Here is a 21,331-nt window from a genome sequence, read left to right as displayed (position 1 = left end):
ATGCTAACACGAAAAAAAGTTCAGACAACAATTCTTTTAGTAATAGGCATTATTATTTTAGTCAACCTGATTGTATCAAAATATTTCTTTAGGCTTGATTATACTGCCGATCAACGTTATACTTTAAGCCAGGCGACGAAAGATATTCTTAACCAGCTTAATGAGCCGGTAACAATCAGTGCATATTTTTCTGAAGATCTCCCACCGAATATTGAACAGGTCAGACAGGACTTTCGCGATATGCTTGTTGAATACTCAAGTAATTCTAATGGTTTAATCGTTTATGAATTTATAAATCCGAGTGAGAACCAGGAAAGCGAGATGAAGGCTCAGCAAAATGGTATTCAGCCAATAATGATAAATGTGCGTGAGAGAGATCAAATGAAACAGCAAAGAGCTTATCTTGGTGCGCTGGTTCAGATGGGGGATAGGAAGGAAGTAATTCCGTTTATTCAGCCCGGTGCAGCGATGGAATATGCTCTTTCAACTAATATTAAAAAACTTTCAGTTAAAGATAAACCAGCAATTGCATTTTTACAGGGTCATGGTGAAGCAAGCCTCACTTCAATGACGCAGCTCCAGAATCAGCTTTCAATTCTTTACTCTACTGAACCGCTTACATTCACTGATTCGACTGGTGTTCCACCGCAATATAAAACTCTTGTTGTCATCGCTCCGACTGATACAATCCCATCGCTTCATTTTAAATATCTTGATGAATTCCTTAATAGAGGTGGCAGATTACTTGCGGCTATTAATACTGTTTCCGGTGATTTAAGCAATGGAAGCGGCAATAAAATTTATACTGGATTTGAAACCTGGCTAAAGCAAAAAGGAATTGAAGTAGAAGATAATTTTGTGATCGATGCAAGCTGTAGTAATATAATGGTCAGGCAGCAGCAAGGTCCATTTATGATGAACACACCGGTTCAGTTTCCTTATCTACCGAACATTACAAATTTTACGAAGCATCCGATTACCGAAGGAATTGAGTCAGTAGTATTAATTTTTGCAAGCCCCATCAGGTTGACACCCACTGACACTTCAGTAGTAATGTTTCCGCTTGCAGTTACTTCTGAAAAATCGGGTATTCAAACTCCTCCGCTTTATTTTGATGTCATGAAACAATGGACACTTAACGATTTTACATTATCTTCTCTTCCTGTTGCTGTAATTGCCGAAGGAAAAGTACCATCAACTTCCGGATTTAAAATGGTAGTGTTCAGCGATGGTGATTTTGTTGTAAACGGAGAAGGACAGAATGCTCAACAACTCAGTGAAGATAATATTAGTCTGATGTCGAACGCCATTGACTGGTTATCAGATGATACAGGTTTAATTGAATTAAGGACGAAAGGTGTTACTTCCCGCCCTCTTGATCCATCTCTGGAAGATGGTACAAAAACACTCCTAAAATATCTTAATTTTCTTTTACCGATAGTACTGATAATAGTTTACGGTGTTATCCGCTTTCAAATTAAAAGAAAAAAACGTAACGAATTAATGAATACAGAGTATGTTTCGGAAAGTAAATAACAAACTACTGGGAATAATTTTCGGTATTCTTCTTCTTGCAGGTTTCCTCCTCTTTTTATTTGATGGAGGAAAAAATGAAAGAACATTTAGGGAAGTTCTTGTAGATATTGATACTTCAAAAGTTACTGAAATATTAATTTATCCTAAATCACAGGATCATAAAGAAGTAAAACTTTATAAAGATAATGCTGGCTGGCATGTTACTCTTCCCTCAGGGAACAGTGCAAAAGTGTTGAATGACAGAATCAGCAATTTATTCACACAATTTTTGGCAATACAACCTAAACGACTTGCTGCACGAGATGAGAGTAAGTGGAAAGAACTTCAGGTTGACAGCACAGGTTCGCGTGTTAAAGTATTTGAAGGATCGAATTTGACTCTCGATCTTGTCATAGGAAGATTTTCATTTCAACAACCAAGAACTATGAATACTTTTGTAAGATTATATAATGATATTGATGTTTATGAAGTAGATGGATTCCTCGATATGATGTTTAATCAGGGTGCAAATATTTTTCGTGACGGTACTGTCATTAAATCTGATTCTAAAAACTGGCGACAATTACAGTTTATTTATCCTGCAGATAGTTCATTCAATCTTGTAAACAATGGTGATAGTTGGTTATTGAACGGACAGGCTGTTGATTCGACAAAGACTGCCAATTATTTAACACGATTGGCTAATCTATCAAACAGTAATTTCGTTGATGATATCAAAATTGATCCGACAGCTTCTCCGACATTTTCCCTGAATATTACAACTAAGGACTTACAATTCATTGAGATCAAAGGATATAAAGATGCTGCTTCGTTCCTGATCCATTCTTCTCAAAATCCGGAAGCCTGGTTTGATGGCAATTCACTATCAGCTTCTATTTTTGTTAGTAAGTCTTCCTTTCTTTCCAAGTAAAAAATTTTGTTCTCTGTCTTAAATTTATTTCAGTATTTAAAAAGAAAAATTTAGATTGACATTGTAAAATCAATTTTTCTTTTTGTTTATCTGTGAACTCTCTTACACTCGAAAATATTACTTTAGCACTAACCAATTCATCTGAAATACTTGGTAAAGATAAGTATTTCAATTCAGCAGTACTTGTTCCATTAATTATAATTGAAGATAAATTCCACTTCCTGTTTGAAAAAAGATCGAACCATATTCGTCAAGGTGGAGAAGTTAGTTTTCCTGGAGGCGAATTTGATAATAAAAAGGATCAAGGACTTCGTCACACTGCAATCCGCGAAACTTCTGAAGAACTCGGATTATCTATTGAGAAGATAAAGATTATTGGTAAGTTCGGAACACTTGTAGCTCCAATGGGCGTTACAGTGGATGCATTTGTCGGAATACTGACAATTAAAGGTCTTGATGAACTTGCTATTGATATTAATGAAGTTGAAAAAGTATTTCTTATTCCGGTAGAATATTTTCTCAAACAAAAACCTGAAGAATACAAAGTGAAGCTTGAAGTACATCCTTCATATACTGATGAGAATGGAAAAAAGGTTGAATTACTTCCGGTTCAGAAACTTGGGCTGCCATCCAAATATTCAAAACCATGGAAGAATGGATTACATCGGATACTCGTTTATAATTCAACTGAAGAAGTTATCTGGGGTATTACTGCGGAAATTGTTTATGAGTTATGCAGGTTGATCAACTCTACAAAATGAACCAATCAAAAAAGTATAATCATATTATATGGGACTGGAACGGAACGTTGTTAAACGATGTCGAGCTCTGTGCGGGAATTATGAATATGCTGCTCGTACAGGAATCATTGCCTCAAATTTCAGTAGAAAGGTATAAAGAAATATTCACCTTTCCTATTATTGAATATTATAAAATAGCTGGTCATAGTTTTGAAAGAAACTCCTTTGAAGTACTGGGGAAACAATTTATAGATGAATATGAAATCAAAAAAGATGTTTGTGACCTGTATCCTGGCGTACGCGATCTTCTCTCCGAATTGCAGAATAGAAATATTAATCAACATCTGCTTTCAGCTTATGAACAAAACAGTCTTAATCGAATTGTAAAACAATTTGCACTCGGAAAATATTTTCAAAATGTAGTTGGTTTGGATAATGTTTATGCAAATGGAAAGGCTCATATTGCAAAACAACTTGAAGCAAAAATTAATAGCAACGGTCAGTCCGGGAAAATTTTACTCATTGGTGATACAATTCACGATTACGAAGTTTCGCGTGAAATAAATTCTGATTGTATTCTTATATCGCATGGTCATCAGGATGAGGAACGATTATTGAAGCTTGGAATTCCAGTGGTAAAAAATTTTGAGGAATTAATAATCATACTGAAGGACAAATAAGTTTGACCGCAATCATATTAATTACAATTGCAGCATTAATATTATGGGGGATTGTTATTTATAATTTTTTTATTCGGGATAAAAACCTGATTAAGGAGGCTTGGAGCGGAATAGATGTACAACTTAAGAGAAGACATAATCTGATCCCAAATCTTGTTTCTGCTGTTCAGGGATATAGTAAGCATGAAAAAACTCTTCTGGAAGATATCACTAAAAAAAGAAGTGAAGCTGTTAAAGTTGAAAGTTTAAATGATAAAGCTCCCGCTGAATCTGATTTATCGGGTATGCTCAAAAATCTTTTTATTGTAGCTGAAAATTATCCTGATCTTAAAGCAAGCGATAATTTCCTGAATCTTCAGAATCAGTTGACGGAAATTGAGGATCAGATCCAGTATGCAAGAAGATATTATAATGGTGCCGTAAGAAATTACAATATCAGAGTTGAATCATTTCCGTCAAATATTATTGCAAGCATATTCAATTTTAATCAAGAAAGTTTTTTTGAAATATCGCTTGCCACAGAACGATCCACACCTCAGGTGAAATTATGATAAAGCAGGTTTTACTGCTTTCACTCTCTTTAATTTTCATTTTCAATAATTCTTCAATTGCTCAGTATGAAAATGTTGAGCGAATAATATCATTTGACAGCGATATTACAATCAATCAAGATGCTTCAATGATTGTCAATGAAAAAATAAAAGTCTTTGCGGGTGGAAATAAAATTCAGCGGGGTATTTATCGGGATTTCCCAACAAAATACAAAGATCAATACGGAAACAATGTCGAGATAAAATTTCAGATATTAGAAATTTCAAGAGATGGAAATTCAGAAGATTATCACACAGAAAATCTTAATAATGGGATAAGAGTATATTGCGGTAGAAGTGATTATTATTTGCCACATGGTGAGTACACTTATAACATAAAATATAGAACTGATCGTCAGCTCGGATATTTTGAGAAATTTGATGAACTTTATTGGAATGTAACTGGTAACGGTTGGGATTTTCTCATTGAGAAAGTAACAGCCACAATTAACTTACCTGCACCGGTTTCCGTTAATGACTTGAAATTATTTGGTTACACCGGATATAGCGGATATCAGGGAAAAGATTTTTCTTTTGATGTTTTGAGTGCGGATAGAGTTATCTTCAAAACTTCGGAAATGCTGAATCCTCGTGAAGGATTGACAATTGTTGTGCAATGGCCAAAAGGTTTGGTGTTTGAGCCAAGTCAATCAGAGCGAATGGGTTATTTCATCTCAGATAACATCCAGTTAGTGATTGCGATTATTGGATTGATCGGACTCATATTCTACTATCTCTTTATCTGGTATCGTGTGGGAAAAGATCCTTCAAAGGGATTAATTATCCCTCTATATGAACCACCAAAAAAATTATCACCTGCTGCAGTCAGATTTATCTCTGAGATGGGCTACGATGACAAAGTTTTTACGAGTGCAATAGTTTCACTTGCTGTTAAAGGATATTTAAAAATTGAAGAAGTTGAAAAAGATTATAGGCTGGTTAAGATTAATGGAAGTAAATTTCAGCTTTCCAGTGATGAACAAACTGTGCTTGATAAGCTATCATTTTCGAACAATAGTGAAAGTCTGATACTAGAGTTAAAGCAGAAGAATCATTCAATATTGCAAAGTACAATAAAAGCTCTGAAAAAGTCTCTCAAGAACAGTTATGAAATAAATTACTTTATTACAAACCGCAAATATTTTTTTATTGGGATAATTATCTCGCTCGTACTTCTGATAATTTCAATAATTGGCGGTTCAGAAGAACAAACCTTTATTCTAATTTGGATAACATTATGGAGCTTTGGAGTTGCAGTTTTGCTATTCAGAGTTTTTAGAGTTTGGAAAGACGTAAATAAAGGAAGTGGAAAAGCTACTGCTATCGGAGGTGCAATATTTATGACAATCTTTTCAATTCCGTTTGTCATTGGAGAAATTGCTGGCTTCTATTTTCTAACTCAAGTCAGTTCACCATTAATTATTCTGATTATTGCAATAATAGTTTTTGTTAATATTCTTTTCTATCATTTGCTGAAAGCTCCGACATTGCTTGGCAGAAAGATAATGGATGACATTGATGGTTTCAAAATGTATCTCGGAACTGCTGAAGGAGATAATATTGCTTCGATTCAAGAACCAGAAAAATCACCGCAACTATTTGAATCATTTTTACCATATGCACTGGCATTAGGTGTTGAAAATAAATGGGCAGAAAAGTTTTCAGACATTTTATCTGCAGTTGATAAAGATATGACGGGATATAAACCTGGCTGGTATTCCGGAGTTGCATGGAGCAGTCTTGGAGCAGCCGGATTTGCATCATCATTATCAAGTAGTTTCAGCTCGACAATTTCTTCATCTTCAACGCCGCCAGGTTCTTCCTCAGGTGGCGGGAGTAGTGGTTCCTCTGGAGGTGGTGGAGGTGGCGGCGGGGGAGGAGGATGGTAATCCTCAAATAAAATCAGGTAACTTATTGTATTTTATGAATTATCTGATTTACTTAAATAATTCCTTTGCGGTCATAATCCTATAATCCATAGTATAGTGCAAAACAAAAATTATTATTTGTACCGAGCATAAATTCCTGTGTACGAGTCGTTTCTTCATCTGAAATTTCTGAGTGATTGTATTGTCCTTTTAAATAAAGATTATGTACAGGCTGCCAGGTAATTTCCAAATTTATTTTCTTCTCTGTTCTTCGTGCTCCATACAAAGTTGGAGGATAAGGCGACTGATACTGTTCTTCAGGAAGTTCAGTTTGACCTTTCCTGAAATACCAGCCGGAAAGTTGAACTCTCAGTCCTCGAAAAATATTTTGTCTGTATGATAAATAAAGCATATCAGAATTACTCCCGATCCAATGACCTAACTGATATTGATGGCTCTGGTAAGTTTGTGCATCATTTGAGTTTGTATATACGAATGGTTGAATTCTTGTATATTCTAAAACTAAACCTGAATTCGGGATGAGTAAGTCTGAAAACTCCGTTCCGACTGTGTATCCGATTGAAGATAAATTATCTCCGTCCATAACACGTTCGATTGAAAGTTCATCAATAAATACTGAGCCATAGATTTTACTGTTAATCAATGAGAATCTGTAACATCCATCTGCAAATAACTGTGCATTGTCACCTGTGTTAGATCCTGTGCTCGATAAATAATGATCTGCAAGTCTGAAGAACATAACAGGGATTAAATAGATTGGCTCAACATTCTCGCTATATATTACGGATTCACCAATGGATAATGAAATATCATCAGCGATATAAAATGAAATCAGATGCGATGCAATAAATTTTGGTATATCAGAAATACTTTCTCTTCCTTCCACACTCGTTGAGCGATAAGTCGAAGAATCAGGAATATCGGATTTAAGAAAGCCATGGAAATAAATGAAATTCAACCATTCAACAGGTCTGAAGTCAATTCTTATTAATGGAAACGTTGGTGCTTTGGAAGAATTAATAATTTGTCCTGCTCTTCCATTTCCTAAATTCACAGCAAATTTTCCGAATGAAAAATTGCCAGTACTCCATGCATAATTTAATTGTACGTTAACGACACTATACTGGATACTGTTATCAGCATTTTTAGAAATATTTATTCCTGTTTCAGGTACATTTGTTTTCCGGTCATCTATATAATCTCCCTGTTCAAGGTTGTCGCGGAAGTCGAGTGAGTAACCCCAGTTATCCGAATAATAACCAAAAAATTCTAATCCGTTCCAGCGATGATGATATGCTGAACCCCACTGTTCACCTATTTCCAAGCCGAGTATTGGATCAAGATTAAAACTAAAAGATGAATCTCTATAGTTAAAGAGTCTGAATCTTCCAGTTTGTCCTGAAGTAAAAAACTCAGTTCGTGGAAGTTTTAATTTTAAATTCGACGTAATCAATGAAATCTCATCAGCATATTCTTCACTGTAAAATTTAACCTCCTCTTTATCAATACCTGACAAATTCTTTTCATTGGAAATTGCCTTTAGAAGATATGATGCTATCTCTTTTCTTGGAATTGGTTTTATTTCTGAATGATAGTCTAACACACCCTTGATGTATAATCTTTCAAGCAGATCGTATATATCTGAGTTTACAGGCTGGTAAACTGTCTGAGCATGTATTTCTATCCAGAATAGTGCGATCGAAAAAAACAGAATAACTGACTTCATCATCTTAATGCATTAAGAATATTATCTGTGATAAAATTACGAATAGAAATGATCCGGCAAATAAATAAAACCGGAATGAAGATTGAATAGATATGACTACTTTATAGAAAGCATAAATGAGAAAACTTCTGAAGATTACATCTGCGATCAAATACGATTTTGATACGGGTATTAAATTGGCAGTTATTGATAACAGAATTATTATCAGAATAATTATTAAATCGAATGCAGTAAAAAATGAAGACTCTTTTTGAATTATTCTATCTTTGAACACCATAAAAAACCCAACAGTTGGTAGTAAAAAACTTACGACGAGCAGATGGTAAGTCAGATTCCCGATAACCGGAATGTGTAAAATATCCTCATACAAGACAATATGTGTCTGGTTAATAATAAAGAAAATTAATATGTTGAAAAAAACAATACTGTCCGTGACTATCTTATTTCGTCTGTAATTTACAAAAGCGAATACCAATAAAATTCCGATGATGATAAATGACGGTAATAAGAATTCAGCAATCGGACCATCCTCACCAATAAGAAGATAGAGAAAAAAAAGAAGCAGTAATAATCCGGTTAAAGGCAGCACTACCATCTTATAATAATTAATTAAAAATTGCGGAAACCTGTTAACTGCTCTTCCAAAAACTACTAGCTTTTCTCTCTGAATAATAAATTGAAGAATTTTATTTGCGAAGAAGAGAGGAAAAATCATAACACCAAACAAAGCCATTCCCCAAACTCGTGAGTAGAACAAATAGATAATTGCACAACCGGCAAATAATAACGAGTAAATCGAGATTATAAATACTGTGGTTGCATGTGTTATGTTCTGACTGTGAACTATATGATGAATATGAGTTCTATCTGCAGCAAATGGATGTTTGCCTTTCACAATCCTGATAAAAAAGACTTTTACAGTATCAGCAATTGGCACAGCGAGCAATATTACAGGGAAAGTAAGATCAAGTATTCCAGTGGTATTATTAATTGATACATTTAATACGGCACTAACAACCAGGAAACCTAACAAGAATGAACCGGAATCTCCTAAAAATATTTTTGCGGGGAAAGTATTGTATTTTAGAAATCCCATTACACATCCAGCGATAGAAGACAGTATCACAAGAGAAAATATATCCATCAGATTCAGACTTATAAAAAACAATACGATAAAAGTCAGCATGGAAATACCTGCAACGAGCCCATCAAGCCCATCAAGCAGGTTGAACGCATTAATTGTTCCCACAATAAAGAATAACAGTAAAATTATTCCCGGTATATTTGAAAATTCAATCGTGAATAAAGTAATCGAAGAAAATTTTGGCAGTAGATAAAGAACCAATAATATTGCTGCGATTGTCTGATAAATAAATTTTAACAGCCAGCCTGTACCAAGTAAATCATCGTAAGCACCAAGCGCAAAAATTATAATGGTTCCAAACAGATAGTATTTAATTGCATTAATATCACCGTAGAAAACAAAAATAGATGTCAGAAAAATCAAAAATATTAGCAGTCCACCCATTCTTGGAATCGGAACTGAATGCAATTTTCGTTTTCCGTCAGGCAGATCAACAATCTTTATCCTGTTGAATAAGTCAATAATATACGGAGTCAGGAATATTGTGCTGACAAGTGTAGCAAAAAATATTATCAGGTACTGCATTAATAATGATTAAGATTTGGGAGTTTCACATGCCAAAAATAATGATTAAAAATTAATTAACTATAAAATGATTATGAAGCTCCTGAAGGTCTAATTTTAATCGCGAGCCAGAAACTGAGGAAGCTTTCTTAAATTTTTAATTGCTAATGTGAATACAGGAATACTTATTCCATTTATTTTCATTGCAAGGTAGTCTTCTTTATTTTTTGTAAAATACTCATAGCGTTTTTGTCGCTGGTACTTCCGATGATATTCATTATTCTATAGTTAGTGAACAATTGCAGGTAAAAGTTTAAATATCGGAGATTATTAATATTACAAGAAATGTAGCTAAACGTTTATATCCCAGACCATATGGAATTTATCAGTTGCGAATCTTTTCTTATTACTTTTTCGCATTTCAGCATCAATTTTCTGTAATTCAATGATGATTTTGACTTTCTCTTCGTATGAAAGTTTGGCTTGCGATTGATGATAATCAACTTTTGATTCTGCTATATGTGAGATATAATTCTTATTCATGCATTTTGTTGAATCTATTAAAAGCATTAGTTAAATTAAATTTATTTAGAATTTCTGAAAATAAATCTTTATCATAATCAAATTCGGTTAGAAATTTGGTTAACCTTTCCCTATCAATCGACCTTCCGGTTTGCAGCATGATTGCCATTAAGTATTCAGGCTTTAATATATTAGTCTCTTCATCAAAAAGTTTAATCTTACTACGATTATTTAACGCTGCTGTGACAAGGTTATTGTATTCTAATATAAATTGAACGGGAATTCCTTCAATTATAATATGTTCTTTTAATGGTTTATAATTATTCTTATCAGCCCATTCATATATCTTTGATAGCGGGGTTAAAGTTTTTTCTTCGTCAGAAATGTGGATAATTAAATCTAAGTCATAAGTTACGGAAGGCTCAATATAATAAAATTGACCCATTCCTCCGGCAATTGCGTAACTCTCTATTATTCCGAGTTTAACTAGCTCGTTTATTTTTTGAAGAGTCTCTTTCATACTTTAATTAATTTTTTGTTCAAAGTTAGGTATAATAAAATAAAATGAAAGCTTTTTCACTTAATTATTAGTTGCTATAATACATCGTGAGCCAGAAACTGAGGGAGCTTTCTTAAATTTTTAATTGCTAATGTGAATACAGGAATACTTATTCCATTTATTTTCATTGCAAGGTAGTCTTCTTTACTTTTTTGTAAAATATTTTTCAAGCTTTTATTGCTTGCACCGCCGATTGACATTAAGTAAGTAGTAATTGGTAAGTAGTGCGAATTAATTTTATGTTTATAAAGAAGTCTTAATATCATTTCATAATCAGCAGCAATCTTCATATCAGTTCTATAAAAACCGTACTTGGTAAATAATTCTTTTCTGATGAATAAAGTAGGATGGGGAGGCATCCAACCTTTTTTCAGCAGGTGATCGGTAACCAGTAAATGGTGGTCAGTATCGCTGCTGTTTACTGATGACCGATTACTAATTACTGATTTATGTGTTTTCCAGTATCTGATTGTTGAGTAGGTAGTGGGTAGTAGGTAGTTGGTGGTTTCTGAGTTTTCAACTTCTGACTTCCTACTTCTAACTTCTCGCTTCTTCCTAACATAAACCAAATCTGAATAAACTGCATCAACATTGTCACCCTGAGCGAAGTCGAAGGGTCTCTTGAATATCTCAGCATACCTTTCCAGCACATTTTCATCCGCATAAAGATCATCAGAATGCAATAATCCAATTACATCTCCTGTTGCTAGCTTAATACCTTTGTTAATTGCATCGTAAATTCCTGAATCAGTTTCGCTGATGGTAAGTAGTGAGTAGTTAGTAGTGAGTCGTGAGTCATACTGAGCTGACCGAATGTCATCCTGAACTTGTTTCAGTATCTCTACGGTTCCATCGGTCGATCCTCCATCGACAATAATATGCTCAACATTCTTATAAGTTTGATTTCGTACACATTCAATCGCTCCGAGAAGTCCAGCTTTGTTATTTTTTGCTACGGTAATTATGGAGATTTTCATATTAAAACTTTTAATCAATAGAACGCTGATGTCGCAGATCAGGCTGATTCACACAGATCAGTATTAATCGAAAACTTAAATCAAATTCAGGTTCTATTTATTAGTAATATTCTGATTTCGTGTTACAATACAATTCTCAAGCACAATTGCATCCATTTCTGTCCGAAGAAAACAATCAATTGCTTCTTTAGGATGATTAACTATCGGTTCATTTTCGTTGAAAGAAGTATTAAGCAGAATTGGCAGCCCTGTCTTCTCCCTGAACTTATCAATCAAAGCATAATATTTTGGTGAAACATCTTTATGCACAGTCTGCAACCTTCCGCTTCCATCAACATGAGTCACCGCCGGAAGGCCATTTCTTTTTTCAATACGGATCTGAAAAACTTTCTCCATAAAATAAACATCGTCTTCCTGTTCAAAATATTCGTTAACATACTCACGTAAAATTGAAGGAGCAAAGGGGCGGAAAGATTCTCTTCTCTTTATTTTAGAATTTATCAGATCTTTTGCATCAGGTCTTCCGGGATGAACCAGAACAGAACGATTTCCAAGTGCTCGTGGTCCAAATTCAGTTCTTCCCTGGAACCAACCGATCACTGCACCGTCAGCAAGCATTTGAGCTGTTTGTTCAATAGTTTCACTATCTGAACTGCATCGTTTGTAATTTACTTTTGCTTCTTTTAATTCTCTTTCAATTTCATCATCGGAATATTGCGCTCCAAAGTAAGCATCTCTTACAAAATATTTTCTTTCCATTCCTAAAATCTGATAATAATGCCAGAGAGCAGATCCGATTGCAGTTCCTGCATCATATCCGGCAGAAGGTATATATATTTTTTCAAAGTCAGTAAGCTGAAGAACTTTACCGTTGGCAACAGAATTTTGTGCAACACCACCAGCGATACAAATATTTTTCAAACCGGTTCTTTTTTGAAGATGATTCAGTATATGAAAGATGACATCTTCACAATGTTTTTGAACCGATGCAGCCAAATCTTTATGATATTGGGTTAATGTTTCATCTTTGTCTCTGGGCTGACCGAATTCTTTTATCATCCTATCCGAATAAATTCTTCCAATGAACGGAGCTCCGTTATTCCACGTCATTGCGACACCTTCAGTTGAATGAATGAAATAACTCTCATCCAGTTCAAACAATCCATTATCCAGCAGCCTCACTATTTTTTTCATCTGATCAACATATTTTGGTTCGCCATATGGTGAAAGTCCCATCACTTTATATTCATCACCATACCAGGGAAAACCAAGAAACTGAGTGAATGCAGTATAAAAAATCCCAAGTGAGTGTGGATAAGTAACTGAATCCAATACTTCAATTTTATTTCCCCTTCCAATTGCAATCATTGTTGATGAGAAATCACCGAAGCCATCAATAGAAAGTATTGCTGCTTCATCAAAAGGGGAGACAAAGAATGCAGAAGCAAGATGTGAGCGGTGATGTTCGATGTGCTTTATCTCTGCGCGAAAACTACTCTCACTTACACCAAGACCTGCAGCTATTTCTGATTTAAGTGAAGTTACTTTTTTAATATTTGAAACTCTGTCTTTTATGAATTGAAAGTTTGCCAGTTTTTTTAATGAACTTAAAATCTTCTTTCCAAGATGCGCTGAAGGATTTCTACCGATTGTTATATGATCAACATCACTAATTGTTATGCCGGCATCTTTCAAACAGAACTTTATAGATTCAGATGGAAAACCAGCCCAATGTTTAATTCTTCTGATTCTTTCTTCTTCGATCGCATTAATTATTTTACCATCTTTAAGTAAGCAGGCTGATGAATCACCATGGTAAGCGTTTAAGCCAAGTATGTACAAAATATGTTTTCTCCTACTATTTCTTTCTGATTATAAAAATTTTAATTGTTATCAATTTCTATTCACTAAAAGCCAATAGCTCGCAGATCACACTTCGGCTTTGCCTTCGCCGAGACGAATGATACAGACCAGCCTCACCGGCAGGTTGGTTGAGCTAATTTAAATGCATTTATTTTTGTTCTTCAATAATAAATAATCAATTGTAAATAATAAATCTCAGCTTTTATAAGTACATCGGGAAAATAGTTTTATCTGTTTCACTAAAGTTTTTGCTCACCAAGTAATATTTTTTTACACCAATCTCGGATGCATTTTTTTCAAGTTTTTTTAAATCAGCTGAAGAAGATTTTAATTTTACTTCAAAAGCAATTTCTTTGTTAAGAATAAAATCTATTTCAGATATGCTTCGTTTGTTGTAATAAAAAAGATCGCCGTAAAAGTTTAATTGATTTGCAACAGCGTTCTCGAATAACTGACCATCATTTACTTTCCCGATAATATTTAATAAACCTGTATCAGCAAAATAGACTTTTCTTCCTCCTGCAACCGTGCGATCGATACTTTTTGAGAATTTTGGAATAAGTTTTATAAAGAAAGTACCTTGCAGCAATTCCAGATAATAGTAAATTTTAACTCTGTTTATCCCGAGTTGATTTGAAAGTTTTGTGATATCAATAATGTTTCCTGTCCTCGGTACAAGCATTAAAATTAAATCCCGCAATTCCCGTATATCCTTAACATCTGATAATACTTTAATATCTTTTTCAAAAAATGAAGCGAAAATATTTTTTAGAATTAATTTTTTTGTAGCGTTATCCGTTGTTGTTACGACTTCAGGGAAACCCCCGTACTCTAAGTAGGTTTGATAATCAGTTTCATACTTCTTAAAATCTAAAAGAGAATAGGATGATTTTAGATCCAGATTCTTATTTGGTTCTCTTTTGGTGATCTTGTCATTGAAAAAAAGGTATTCATTAAAATTTATGGGCTGAAGAATGAAAATAAATTTTCTGCCGCTCAATGATTCGGGAAAAAGATTTTTTAAATAATAGTTTGAAGAACCGGTAACAATAAATTTTACATTGTACTTATCAATCAGATATTTAATGATTTTTGTTATGTCCGGGAAGTTTTGAATCTCATCTATAAAAACATATAACCGATCTTTATCGCTGCCAGCTTCCTGTTTTAAGGTTTCATAAATTCCATCGTAGTTGATATTTTCAAAGTGCAATAAGTCGAGCGGGTTCTCAAAATCAAACCATAGCTTAGGTCCGGAAACCTTTTCAAATAACTGCTTCATTATAGTTGTTTTCCCAACCTGACGCATTCCGGTAATTACCAAAGCATTCTTGTGATCCAAATACTTTAATAAATCATCAAAAAGATACCTTTTTTTCATATCTGTAAATATTTTATTACAAATATACGTTTTTTTGTAAAAGGTTCAAGCTGGTTTATTATTTAGAGGAAAGAATGCCGACCTCAGTTCATAGTTTCTTAGTCGGTAGTTATAGTTGAACAGTTACCAGTTGTAGTAAATTGTTTGTTGAAACTACTAACGAAAAACCATAACCATTAACTAAATAACCAAAACTAACAACCAAAAACCAATAACCGACTTCACCGATTACTTATTACTGTTTACTACTTACTAATTACTGACTACTCTTTCTCTTAAACACCTTAAATCCCAAATTATAAAACCATGCTATCAACACACCGGTTATAAATCCGTCCACAAAGCCCCAAATTAAACCAACTATACCTCCAACAAAACTGTAAGTATATCCAAAATAAAAGCCGCTTAGTTTGGAAATAATTGCGCCCGGAGATCCCCAATACAACAACCACCAGGTTCCGAGCATAACTGTTAAACCCCACAATAAGCCAAGTGCAAAGCCAAGATTCCTTTTACGCAGTTCCATTTTACCCTCCCGAATTGAATAGATGAAATAGTTAATTAGTTATCAAATCTATTTTTATTTTTTTATGGAAAATATTTATAGATATCTTTTCGATGTAAAAATCTGGTAAGGCATATACCATTACCTTTGATTTCTTCCAAGCCTAAGCGATAATCTCCTATTCTGATTCTGTAAAATGAATTGTAGCCCTTTATTTTTTTAACATTTGGAAGTTCGGTGAGTGTTTTCGAATTTTCTAATTGCCGGATGAGTGAACTTAATTTGTTCAGTATTTTCTTTTCGCTTACCTTTTCAACATCCTTAACAAAGGATTTATCAATAAGAAGTTTCATTTAATACGTTTTATTCTGGAAGTGAGTCTTTCCTTGAATTCTTTAGTGTCTACAAATTGACCTGTTCTGCCACTTTCAATTGCTTTAGCAAGCCCGATATCTTCCATCGCTTCAAGCAATGCTTCACTTATTAAATCTTTCCGGTCACTCAATACATCCTCAAAAGTTTCGCGAATTAATTTTTTCAGTTCCCTGCGTTTGATTGTTATTGTATCCATAGTATTAGACGTTTGTTAAACTTTTAAAAGAAATTTACTTAGAATACGATTAAATTAAAATAGAATTTCTAAAAAAAAATAAATTATTATTGAAATAATAGAACGCAGACCTGCCATGCTTTTCGGCAAGTTTGCTCAACATCTCAACGCTTACCGCTTAATGCTTACCGCTTACCGCTCGATATTATACTGCTCTTTTTTCATTTCCGGATAACTTTTATTCACAAACAAAATCATCCGACTCATCAATCGTTTTGCCATCAATTGTAGAAATATTATAACCGAATCCAGATATAAGCTTTAAGCACTTAGTTCAAACTCTAAATTAATCAACGCGAACTTGTTGTCAAAACTTACAGCTTAAGGCTTAAACCTCAATTCCATAATTCTCTCTAATCACTTCCGGAATAGATTTGTTTTCTTTCTTCGCTCTTCTTTCAATATCGTAGATCTTTGCATCAACAAGAAAACGATACCAGAAGCCTTGCAGGAAATGCCAGATAAGTCCGGCTTTCCCATCAAGAAATCCGAGCCTGAAGATGTAACGGTAGATGAAATAGAGAAATGGTCTAAGGAATAGAGGTATATAGGTATAGAAGTTTTCTTTGACCCACCGTTTTCTTTTATCCTGCTGCTGAGATAGTTCTGCATTGATTGATTCTGATTTTAAGAACTTATACTTAATGTTAAGCAGATCAATAGCTTCCCTCGTTGCATAGTTGTTGTGTTTGGTTGTCCACCAAGTGAGGTTGTTTAGATTGTCATCAATAAAATCATTATCAAAAGTTATAGTTTTTCCTTCTGTTATTTTTATATGTTCATCCATCCATCTTTCTTCACAAATACCTTTGCCATTACGCCAAATTCTCAGAAGATTGGTAGGGTAGTAGCCGCCATGTTTTATCCACCTGTTCATAAAATAAACCCTGCGTTTCAGGACTATACCCGTAATATCTTTTTCAAACTTAGGCAATTTTTCTTTTATTTCTTTTGCCAATTCTTTGGTTAAAAATTCATCCGCATCGAATCTCATTACCCACTTAGTATCAATATTAAAGTTTTCTAATCCCCAGTTAAACTGTTTAGCATAATTAATCCATTTGTTCTGTTTTACCTCTGCACCATAAGAGTCAGCAATTTTTAATGTTTCATCATTTGAATAGGAATCTACTATGCAAATTTTATCAGATACTTTTACTAGTGATCTTAAACATCGTTCTAAATGCAGCTTTTCATTGTGGGTTAATATTATAGTCGTCAGTTCTGCCATTATTTTAATTCAGCTTTTACAATCATTGATTTCCATAATAATGGCAGTCGTCCGCAACCAACAAAATGAGTAACCTTGAAACCATTATCAGTTAACAGTTTTGTTAGCGATTTGCGCGACCAAAATTTGATATGGCCTCCTTCCCATAAAGCAGTAAAATGAGAATCCATTTTGTTGCTAACTGCTAGTACGAGATTTTTAAAATAACCATGATATGGTGTAGAAATTATTAAATCGCCTTTAATATTATTTTTTAAGAAAATATCTTTACAAAAAGAGATTAATGAACGTGGAGAATGTAAGTGCTCGATGACTTCTGTTGAAATAATTACTTCAAACTTAACATCACTTAATTCACTTGGGATATGGGTTTTGCTCAAATCTAAAATATAAAACCTGTCAGGATATTTTTTCTTAGCGATAGTGATTCCCTCAATTGAAGCATCAATACCATAAGCGTCGTAACCTAATTTAAGCAGTTCAATTACGAGGCTCCCGTTACCACAACCAACATCAAGTATTTTTTTCTTTTTATCAGCTAGCAGGTTTTTTATGACAGAGAATAAATATTTGTGCGATTGATGTGGGTCAGCAGATTGATAACCGTATTCAATATATTCAGACATTAGAAATTAATTCTGTAAAGTATTATTGTCTGCAACTATTTCCTCTAGTTTCTCTTTGAATTCCAAGGCAATTTTTTCCCAATCAAAATATTCTCTGATATAATTGGTGCCATTATTTCTCATTTGTGTTTGATCAGATTTTATTATTTCAGTTATTGCTTCAGCAAATTTTTCAGGTGTATTCTCAATCCATTTTCCGCAATTTTGTTTTTCAACATCTTGCCAGGGAGTATTCCTGCTTGCAATAACTGGAGTTCCTGCAGCAAGAGCTTCAGCAATTACCATCCCGAAATTTTCGTGATGTGATGCCAATGCAAACACATCTGCATTTCTTAAGAATTTTATCTTATCCAACCCATCAATCCTGCCAATCAAAAAAACTTTTTCTTTCAATGCTAATTTATCAATTAATATTTCCAGATTTTTTTTCTCGCCAAAATCTTCTCCTGCTATAAATAACACCAGATCCCGCAACAAGCCTGCCTTACCGTCAGGCAGGTTCGGGACAAGCTTTGCAATCATTCCAATTGATTCAATCAGTATGTTAAACCCTTTCACTTTGTCCAATCTTCCCATTGAAATAATTATTTTTTTATCCGTGCAGTCAAAGCCTGTGAATTTATTGTAAAACGATTTGTCTTTTGGTTTGTCGCTTAACGAAAAAAGTTCCTCATTTACGCCGTTAGGAATTACAAATGTTTTAGCTGATGGATAAACTGAGAGAACATCTTTTTCTTCTGCAGGGGATGTCAAATGCCAGTGCAAGTATTTAATGTATGGTAGTACGAATGTATGAAGCCAGAGTTTTTTGAATTTGTTTCCCTGCTCAAGACACCATCTACCAAGTTGTCCACGAGGTGAAATGATCAAAGGTTTTTTATAAAATCTGCTAAGAAAAATTGTGTATGGTGTCGGTGGTGAAAATATTGAAACGAGGTAAACTAAATCTGAGTTTTTAATTTCTTTCCACAGGTTTAATAGCATTGAAATGGAAGTACCTCTTGAATCAAGCGAGCGGTAATATTTTACTGGCAGTTCGTTTTCTAATTTATGGATTACGCCTGTTTTAACTTCTAATTTTTCTTTGCCGTTTGCATTTGTAGTAATTACTCGTACATCAACATTTTTCTTCATTAACGCAATTGATAATTTATAAGTTGATTGTATTGGACCACCGTAATATGTTGAGGGATAAAAGGAGGGTGAAATTAATTTTATTCTCATTAATAGCAATATTGATAAATCATCACAAGTAAAAATTTAAAAAGAATTTCAGAAACTTTAATGTTTTGAACGGAATATACTTCAACCTTAAATAATAACACAGAATTTTATTATAAAAATTATTTTTGAAATTTACATCAATTTCTAAAAAGTATTTATTTTGATCTTCTAATTGTGATTTAATAAAATAAGATGTTTTTGCACCCGTTTTCGATTTGTTGTGAATTCTAAAGCTAGACCAGATTTCGTCACAAGCTTTAAAATTAAAACCTAGTTTGTATGCCACTGCAAAAAATTCGCTATCCATACAAGTATGATTTCCTGTATTAAATCCGCCTACCTTTTCAAATACTTCACGTTTCCAGAATGTACTCGGTTGAGGAATTGCAAAGATATTCGCAAGATGCTCTATCAGATTAAATGGCAATGCTATACTTAACCTTAATATATGATCATTTTCATCTATAATCTTACAATTTGAATAAATTAGATCTAACTTTTTTTGAGTTGTAAATATTTCATTAATTCTTTTCAAAACATTTAATTCTAAAATATCATCAGAATTCAAATAGGCATAAATTTCACCAGTTGCTTTTTGAAAACCTTTATTGATTGCTTCACTCTGACCGCTGTCTCTTTCACTAATCCAATATGCTAAATACTTTTGATATTTTTTTATAATATCAACACTGCCGTCTGTTGAACCGCCGTCAATGATTATATATTCAAGATTTGGGTAATTTTGATTAATGACCGAAAGTATTGTCCTTTCCAGGAATTGTTCTTGGTTATACGATGGAGTAACTATGCTGATTTTCGAGTAATTCATTTTTAACTTTTTTTGTTGAAATTCTTGTTAGCATTATACGTTTGTCTTTGAGGGCCCATATAATTCCAATTACAGAACCTGGTAAAAATGCAGTAAGATTTAAGTATGAAGCACTCATCCAGAACTGAATCCAGTCATTCAGGATCAAAGCGGTTGAGATGACTAGAAAAATTTTAGTATAACTAAATTTTAAATAATAGGTTTTTATTCCAATCAAATATTTAAGTGATGTAAAGGGAATATAAATTGAATAAATTATAAACCCTAATAGCCCAAACCTGGCAAGATAGGCAATGTGTCCGATATGTCCCCATGATATATAGGGATTTGATGCCTCAGGAAGGAAGTAAGTAAAACCTAATCCATTCCCGAAAATAATATTACTGCTTAGAAAAGCAGCAAACTCATATTGCAGTGCAGCTATTCTTCCAATTGTAGTCAGATCAGTGCTTGGATTATCTGAAAACAATTGCATTCTGTCTAAAATGAGATCAATAATATTAAAGTAACCTAAGTATTGATCAAAAACAATATATACTAGGAATGGTAAAAGAGATATCAATAGAAAACTTGACTTTAACTTAATTTCTTTATTCAATAAGAAAATTATTATTATCGCTAACACAATAGAAATATAAAATGAACGGGTTTGGCTTAGTATTAAGTTGCTGATCATTAAGCTTAATCCGGCAAAATAAATGAATCTAGCTGTAAAAGAATCAATCCATTTAATCTTCACAAAAAAACTTGTTATAATGAAAATAGGTATAAGTCCTATAAATCCAACCGATCTGAAAGATTCCTCGTTGTTAAAGGTACCCCATAATTGTGCTTTCTCTTGGGTAATAAAAATATATTGAATGCTGGCAACTATGGATCCGATAAACAAAATATTTAAAAATATTTTAAAATCATTTTCTTTTAGCACCAAGTTATAACTCAATAATATAGCGATAGGGAAATACAAAGCCCATTTATGTTCTCGCTGTACAGGATAAGTAAGACCATACTTTGCTGCCATGATCAAAATGCTTACGAATGCACACAAAGCAATCCAGTAAACAATTGATGGTATTTTAATTTTATGTCTAAATGCAAGATGAATTAATGATAGGAGCATTATTAAAATTAATAAATCATCTAAATTAAGATATGGGCCAAAAAACTCGGTACGTGTGAATGTCGCTTTGTTTCCTTCTCTTGCTGCAAAATAAAAAATTCCCATCCAGAAATTATATTGCGGTTTCTTTACAAAAAAAATAAAACCGATTATTCCAAACAAGTA

At 33.5% G+C, this 21,331-nt stretch carries 21 protein-coding genes; 6 read left to right on the top strand and 15 right to left on the bottom strand.

Features of this window, described 5'->3' with window-relative positions:
- The 6 genes from HND39_15720 (at position 1) to HND39_15695 (ending at position 6,345) form a co-directional block, all read left to right on the top strand.
- On the top strand, positions 1-1,536 hold the full coding sequence (locus tag HND39_15720) for a hypothetical protein (protein QKJ97606.1): 1,536 nt from the start codon (positions 1-3) through the stop codon (positions 1,534-1,536).
- A complete protein-coding gene (locus tag HND39_15715; GenBank protein QKJ97605.1) occupies positions 1,517-2,446 on the top strand; it encodes a DUF4340 domain-containing protein in 930 nt (309 codons plus the stop codon). Before HND39_15720 ends, HND39_15715 begins: the two co-directional genes overlap by 20 nt.
- 92 nt (positions 2,447-2,538) lie before the next feature.
- On the top strand, positions 2,539-3,207 hold the full coding sequence (locus HND39_15710; GenBank protein ID QKJ97604.1) for a CoA pyrophosphatase: 669 nt from the start codon (positions 2,539-2,541) through the stop codon (positions 3,205-3,207).
- On the top strand, positions 3,204-3,866 hold the full coding sequence (locus tag HND39_15705; protein QKJ97603.1) for an HAD family hydrolase: 663 nt from the start codon (positions 3,204-3,206) through the stop codon (positions 3,864-3,866). The genes HND39_15710 and HND39_15705 overlap by 4 nt, the downstream gene beginning before the upstream one ends.
- 2 nt (positions 3,867-3,868) lie before the next feature.
- Positions 3,869-4,417, top strand: a complete 549-nt coding sequence (locus tag HND39_15700) for a LemA family protein (GenBank protein ID QKJ97602.1) — start codon at positions 3,869-3,871, stop codon at positions 4,415-4,417.
- Positions 4,414-6,345 carry a DUF2207 domain-containing protein gene (locus HND39_15695; protein ID QKJ97601.1) on the top strand — a complete coding sequence of 644 codons (1,932 nt, stop codon included), beginning with the start codon at positions 4,414-4,416 and terminating at the stop codon, positions 6,343-6,345. Before HND39_15700 ends, HND39_15695 begins: the two co-directional genes overlap by 4 nt.
- A gap of 79 nt (positions 6,346-6,424) precedes the next feature.
- Here HND39_15695 and HND39_15690 read toward each other — a convergent pair whose 3' ends face one another.
- The 15 genes from HND39_15690 to HND39_15620 form a co-directional block, all read right to left on the bottom strand.
- Positions 6,425-8,071 carry a hypothetical protein gene (locus HND39_15690; protein QKJ97600.1) on the bottom strand — a complete coding sequence of 549 codons (1,647 nt, stop codon included), beginning with the start codon at positions 8,069-8,071 and terminating at the stop codon, positions 6,425-6,427.
- Positions 8,072-8,075: 4 nt separating this feature from the next.
- On the bottom strand, positions 8,076-9,740 hold the full coding sequence (locus tag HND39_15685; protein ID QKJ97599.1) for an undecaprenyl/decaprenyl-phosphate alpha-N-acetylglucosaminyl 1-phosphate transferase: 1,665 nt from the start codon (positions 9,738-9,740) through the stop codon (positions 8,076-8,078).
- Positions 9,741-10,070: 330 nt separating this feature from the next.
- On the bottom strand, positions 10,071-10,262 hold the full coding sequence (locus HND39_15680) for a hypothetical protein (protein QKJ97598.1): 192 nt from the start codon (positions 10,260-10,262) through the stop codon (positions 10,071-10,073).
- Positions 10,255-10,761 (bottom strand): hypothetical protein, encoded by a 507-nt coding sequence (locus tag HND39_15675; GenBank protein QKJ97597.1) that lies wholly within the window; start codon positions 10,759-10,761, stop codon positions 10,255-10,257. The genes HND39_15680 and HND39_15675 overlap by 8 nt, the downstream gene beginning before the upstream one ends.
- A 74-nt stretch (positions 10,762-10,835) precedes the next feature.
- Entirely contained in the window at positions 10,836-11,777 is a 942-nt protein-coding gene (locus HND39_15670) for a glycosyltransferase (GenBank protein QKJ97596.1), read from the bottom strand.
- A gap of 93 nt (positions 11,778-11,870) precedes the next feature.
- Positions 11,871-13,619, bottom strand: a complete 1,749-nt coding sequence (locus HND39_15665) for a carbamoyltransferase (protein ID QKJ97595.1) — start codon at positions 13,617-13,619, stop codon at positions 11,871-11,873.
- Between the two features lie 223 nt (positions 13,620-13,842).
- Positions 13,843-15,021, bottom strand: a complete 1,179-nt coding sequence (locus tag HND39_15660) for an ATP-binding protein (protein QKJ97594.1) — start codon at positions 15,019-15,021, stop codon at positions 13,843-13,845.
- 256 nt (positions 15,022-15,277) lie between these two features.
- On the bottom strand, positions 15,278-15,547 hold the full coding sequence (locus HND39_15655) for a hypothetical protein (protein QKJ97593.1): 270 nt from the start codon (positions 15,545-15,547) through the stop codon (positions 15,278-15,280).
- A 62-nt stretch (positions 15,548-15,609) separates the two neighbouring features.
- On the bottom strand, positions 15,610-15,879 hold the full coding sequence (locus HND39_15650; GenBank protein ID QKJ97592.1) for a type II toxin-antitoxin system RelE/ParE family toxin: 270 nt from the start codon (positions 15,877-15,879) through the stop codon (positions 15,610-15,612).
- A complete protein-coding gene (locus HND39_15645) occupies positions 15,876-16,097 on the bottom strand; it encodes a hypothetical protein (protein ID QKJ94784.1) in 222 nt (73 codons plus the stop codon). The genes HND39_15650 and HND39_15645 overlap by 4 nt, the downstream gene beginning before the upstream one ends.
- Before the next feature lie 367 nt (positions 16,098-16,464).
- A complete protein-coding gene (locus HND39_15640; GenBank protein QKJ97591.1) occupies positions 16,465-17,367 on the bottom strand; it encodes a glycosyltransferase family 2 protein in 903 nt (300 codons plus the stop codon).
- Entirely contained in the window at positions 17,367-17,993 is a 627-nt protein-coding gene (locus HND39_15635; GenBank protein ID QKJ97590.1) for a class I SAM-dependent methyltransferase, read from the bottom strand. The genes HND39_15640 and HND39_15635 overlap by 1 nt, the downstream gene beginning before the upstream one ends.
- A gap of 6 nt (positions 17,994-17,999) precedes the next feature.
- Positions 18,000-19,217: a glycosyltransferase gene (locus HND39_15630; protein ID QKJ97589.1), complete on the bottom strand. Its 1,218-nt coding sequence runs from the start codon at positions 19,215-19,217 to the stop codon at positions 18,000-18,002.
- A 22-nt stretch (positions 19,218-19,239) separates the two neighbouring features.
- On the bottom strand, positions 19,240-20,046 hold the full coding sequence (locus tag HND39_15625; protein ID QKJ97588.1) for a glycosyltransferase: 807 nt from the start codon (positions 20,044-20,046) through the stop codon (positions 19,240-19,242).
- Positions 20,006-21,271 carry a hypothetical protein gene (locus HND39_15620; protein QKJ97587.1) on the bottom strand — a complete coding sequence of 422 codons (1,266 nt, stop codon included), beginning with the start codon at positions 21,269-21,271 and terminating at the stop codon, positions 20,006-20,008. The genes HND39_15625 and HND39_15620 overlap by 41 nt, the downstream gene beginning before the upstream one ends.
- Between the last annotated feature and the right edge of the window lie 60 nt (positions 21,272-21,331).

The sequence above is a fragment of the Ignavibacteriota bacterium genome (assembly GCA_013285405.1).
Classification (GTDB): Bacteria; Bacteroidota; Ignavibacteria; order Ignavibacteriales; family Ignavibacteriaceae; genus IGN2.
The sequence above is the reverse complement of the archived record's forward strand: the minus strand, read 5'-3'. Positions and strand labels throughout refer to the sequence as shown.

Coding starts and splice junctions, on each gene's coding strand:
- HND39_15680 (QKJ97598.1), bottom strand. CDS start 10,262: ATGAATAAGAATTATATCTCACATATAGCAGAATCAAAAGTTGATTAT.
- HND39_15670 (QKJ97596.1), bottom strand. CDS start 11,777: ATGAAAATCTCCATAATTACCGTAGCAAAAAATAACAAAGCTGGACTT.
- HND39_15650 (QKJ97592.1), bottom strand. CDS start 15,879: ATGAAACTTCTTATTGATAAATCCTTTGTTAAGGATGTTGAAAAGGTA.
- HND39_15635 (QKJ97590.1), bottom strand. CDS start 17,993: ATGTCTGAATATATTGAATACGGTTATCAATCTGCTGACCCACATCAA.
- HND39_15625 (QKJ97588.1), bottom strand. CDS start 20,046: ATGAATTACTCGAAAATCAGCATAGTTACTCCATCGTATAACCAAGAA.
- HND39_15660 (QKJ97594.1), bottom strand. CDS start 15,021: ATGAAAAAAAGGTATCTTTTTGATGATTTATTAAAGTATTTGGATCAC.
- HND39_15695 (QKJ97601.1), top strand. CDS start 4,414: ATGATAAAGCAGGTTTTACTGCTTTCACTCTCTTTAATTTTCATTTTC.
- HND39_15640 (QKJ97591.1), bottom strand. CDS start 17,367: ATGGCAGAACTGACGACTATAATATTAACCCACAATGAAAAGCTGCAT.
- HND39_15705 (QKJ97603.1), top strand. CDS start 3,204: ATGAACCAATCAAAAAAGTATAATCATATTATATGGGACTGGAACGGA.
- HND39_15655 (QKJ97593.1), bottom strand. CDS start 15,547: ATGGAACTGCGTAAAAGGAATCTTGGCTTTGCACTTGGCTTATTGTGG.
- HND39_15645 (QKJ94784.1), bottom strand. CDS start 16,097: ATGGATACAATAACAATCAAACGCAGGGAACTGAAAAAATTAATTCGC.
- HND39_15675 (QKJ97597.1), bottom strand. CDS start 10,761: ATGAAAGAGACTCTTCAAAAAATAAACGAGCTAGTTAAACTCGGAATA.
- HND39_15690 (QKJ97600.1), bottom strand. CDS start 8,071: ATGAAGTCAGTTATTCTGTTTTTTTCGATCGCACTATTCTGGATAGAA.
- HND39_15685 (QKJ97599.1), bottom strand. CDS start 9,740: ATGCAGTACCTGATAATATTTTTTGCTACACTTGTCAGCACAATATTC.
- HND39_15630 (QKJ97589.1), bottom strand. CDS start 19,217: ATGAGAATAAAATTAATTTCACCCTCCTTTTATCCCTCAACATATTAC.
- HND39_15715 (QKJ97605.1), top strand. CDS start 1,517: ATGTTTCGGAAAGTAAATAACAAACTACTGGGAATAATTTTCGGTATT.
- HND39_15620 (QKJ97587.1), bottom strand. CDS start 21,271: ATGGGAATTTTTTATTTTGCAGCAAGAGAAGGAAACAAAGCGACATTC.
- HND39_15720 (QKJ97606.1), top strand. CDS start 1: ATGCTAACACGAAAAAAAGTTCAGACAACAATTCTTTTAGTAATAGGC.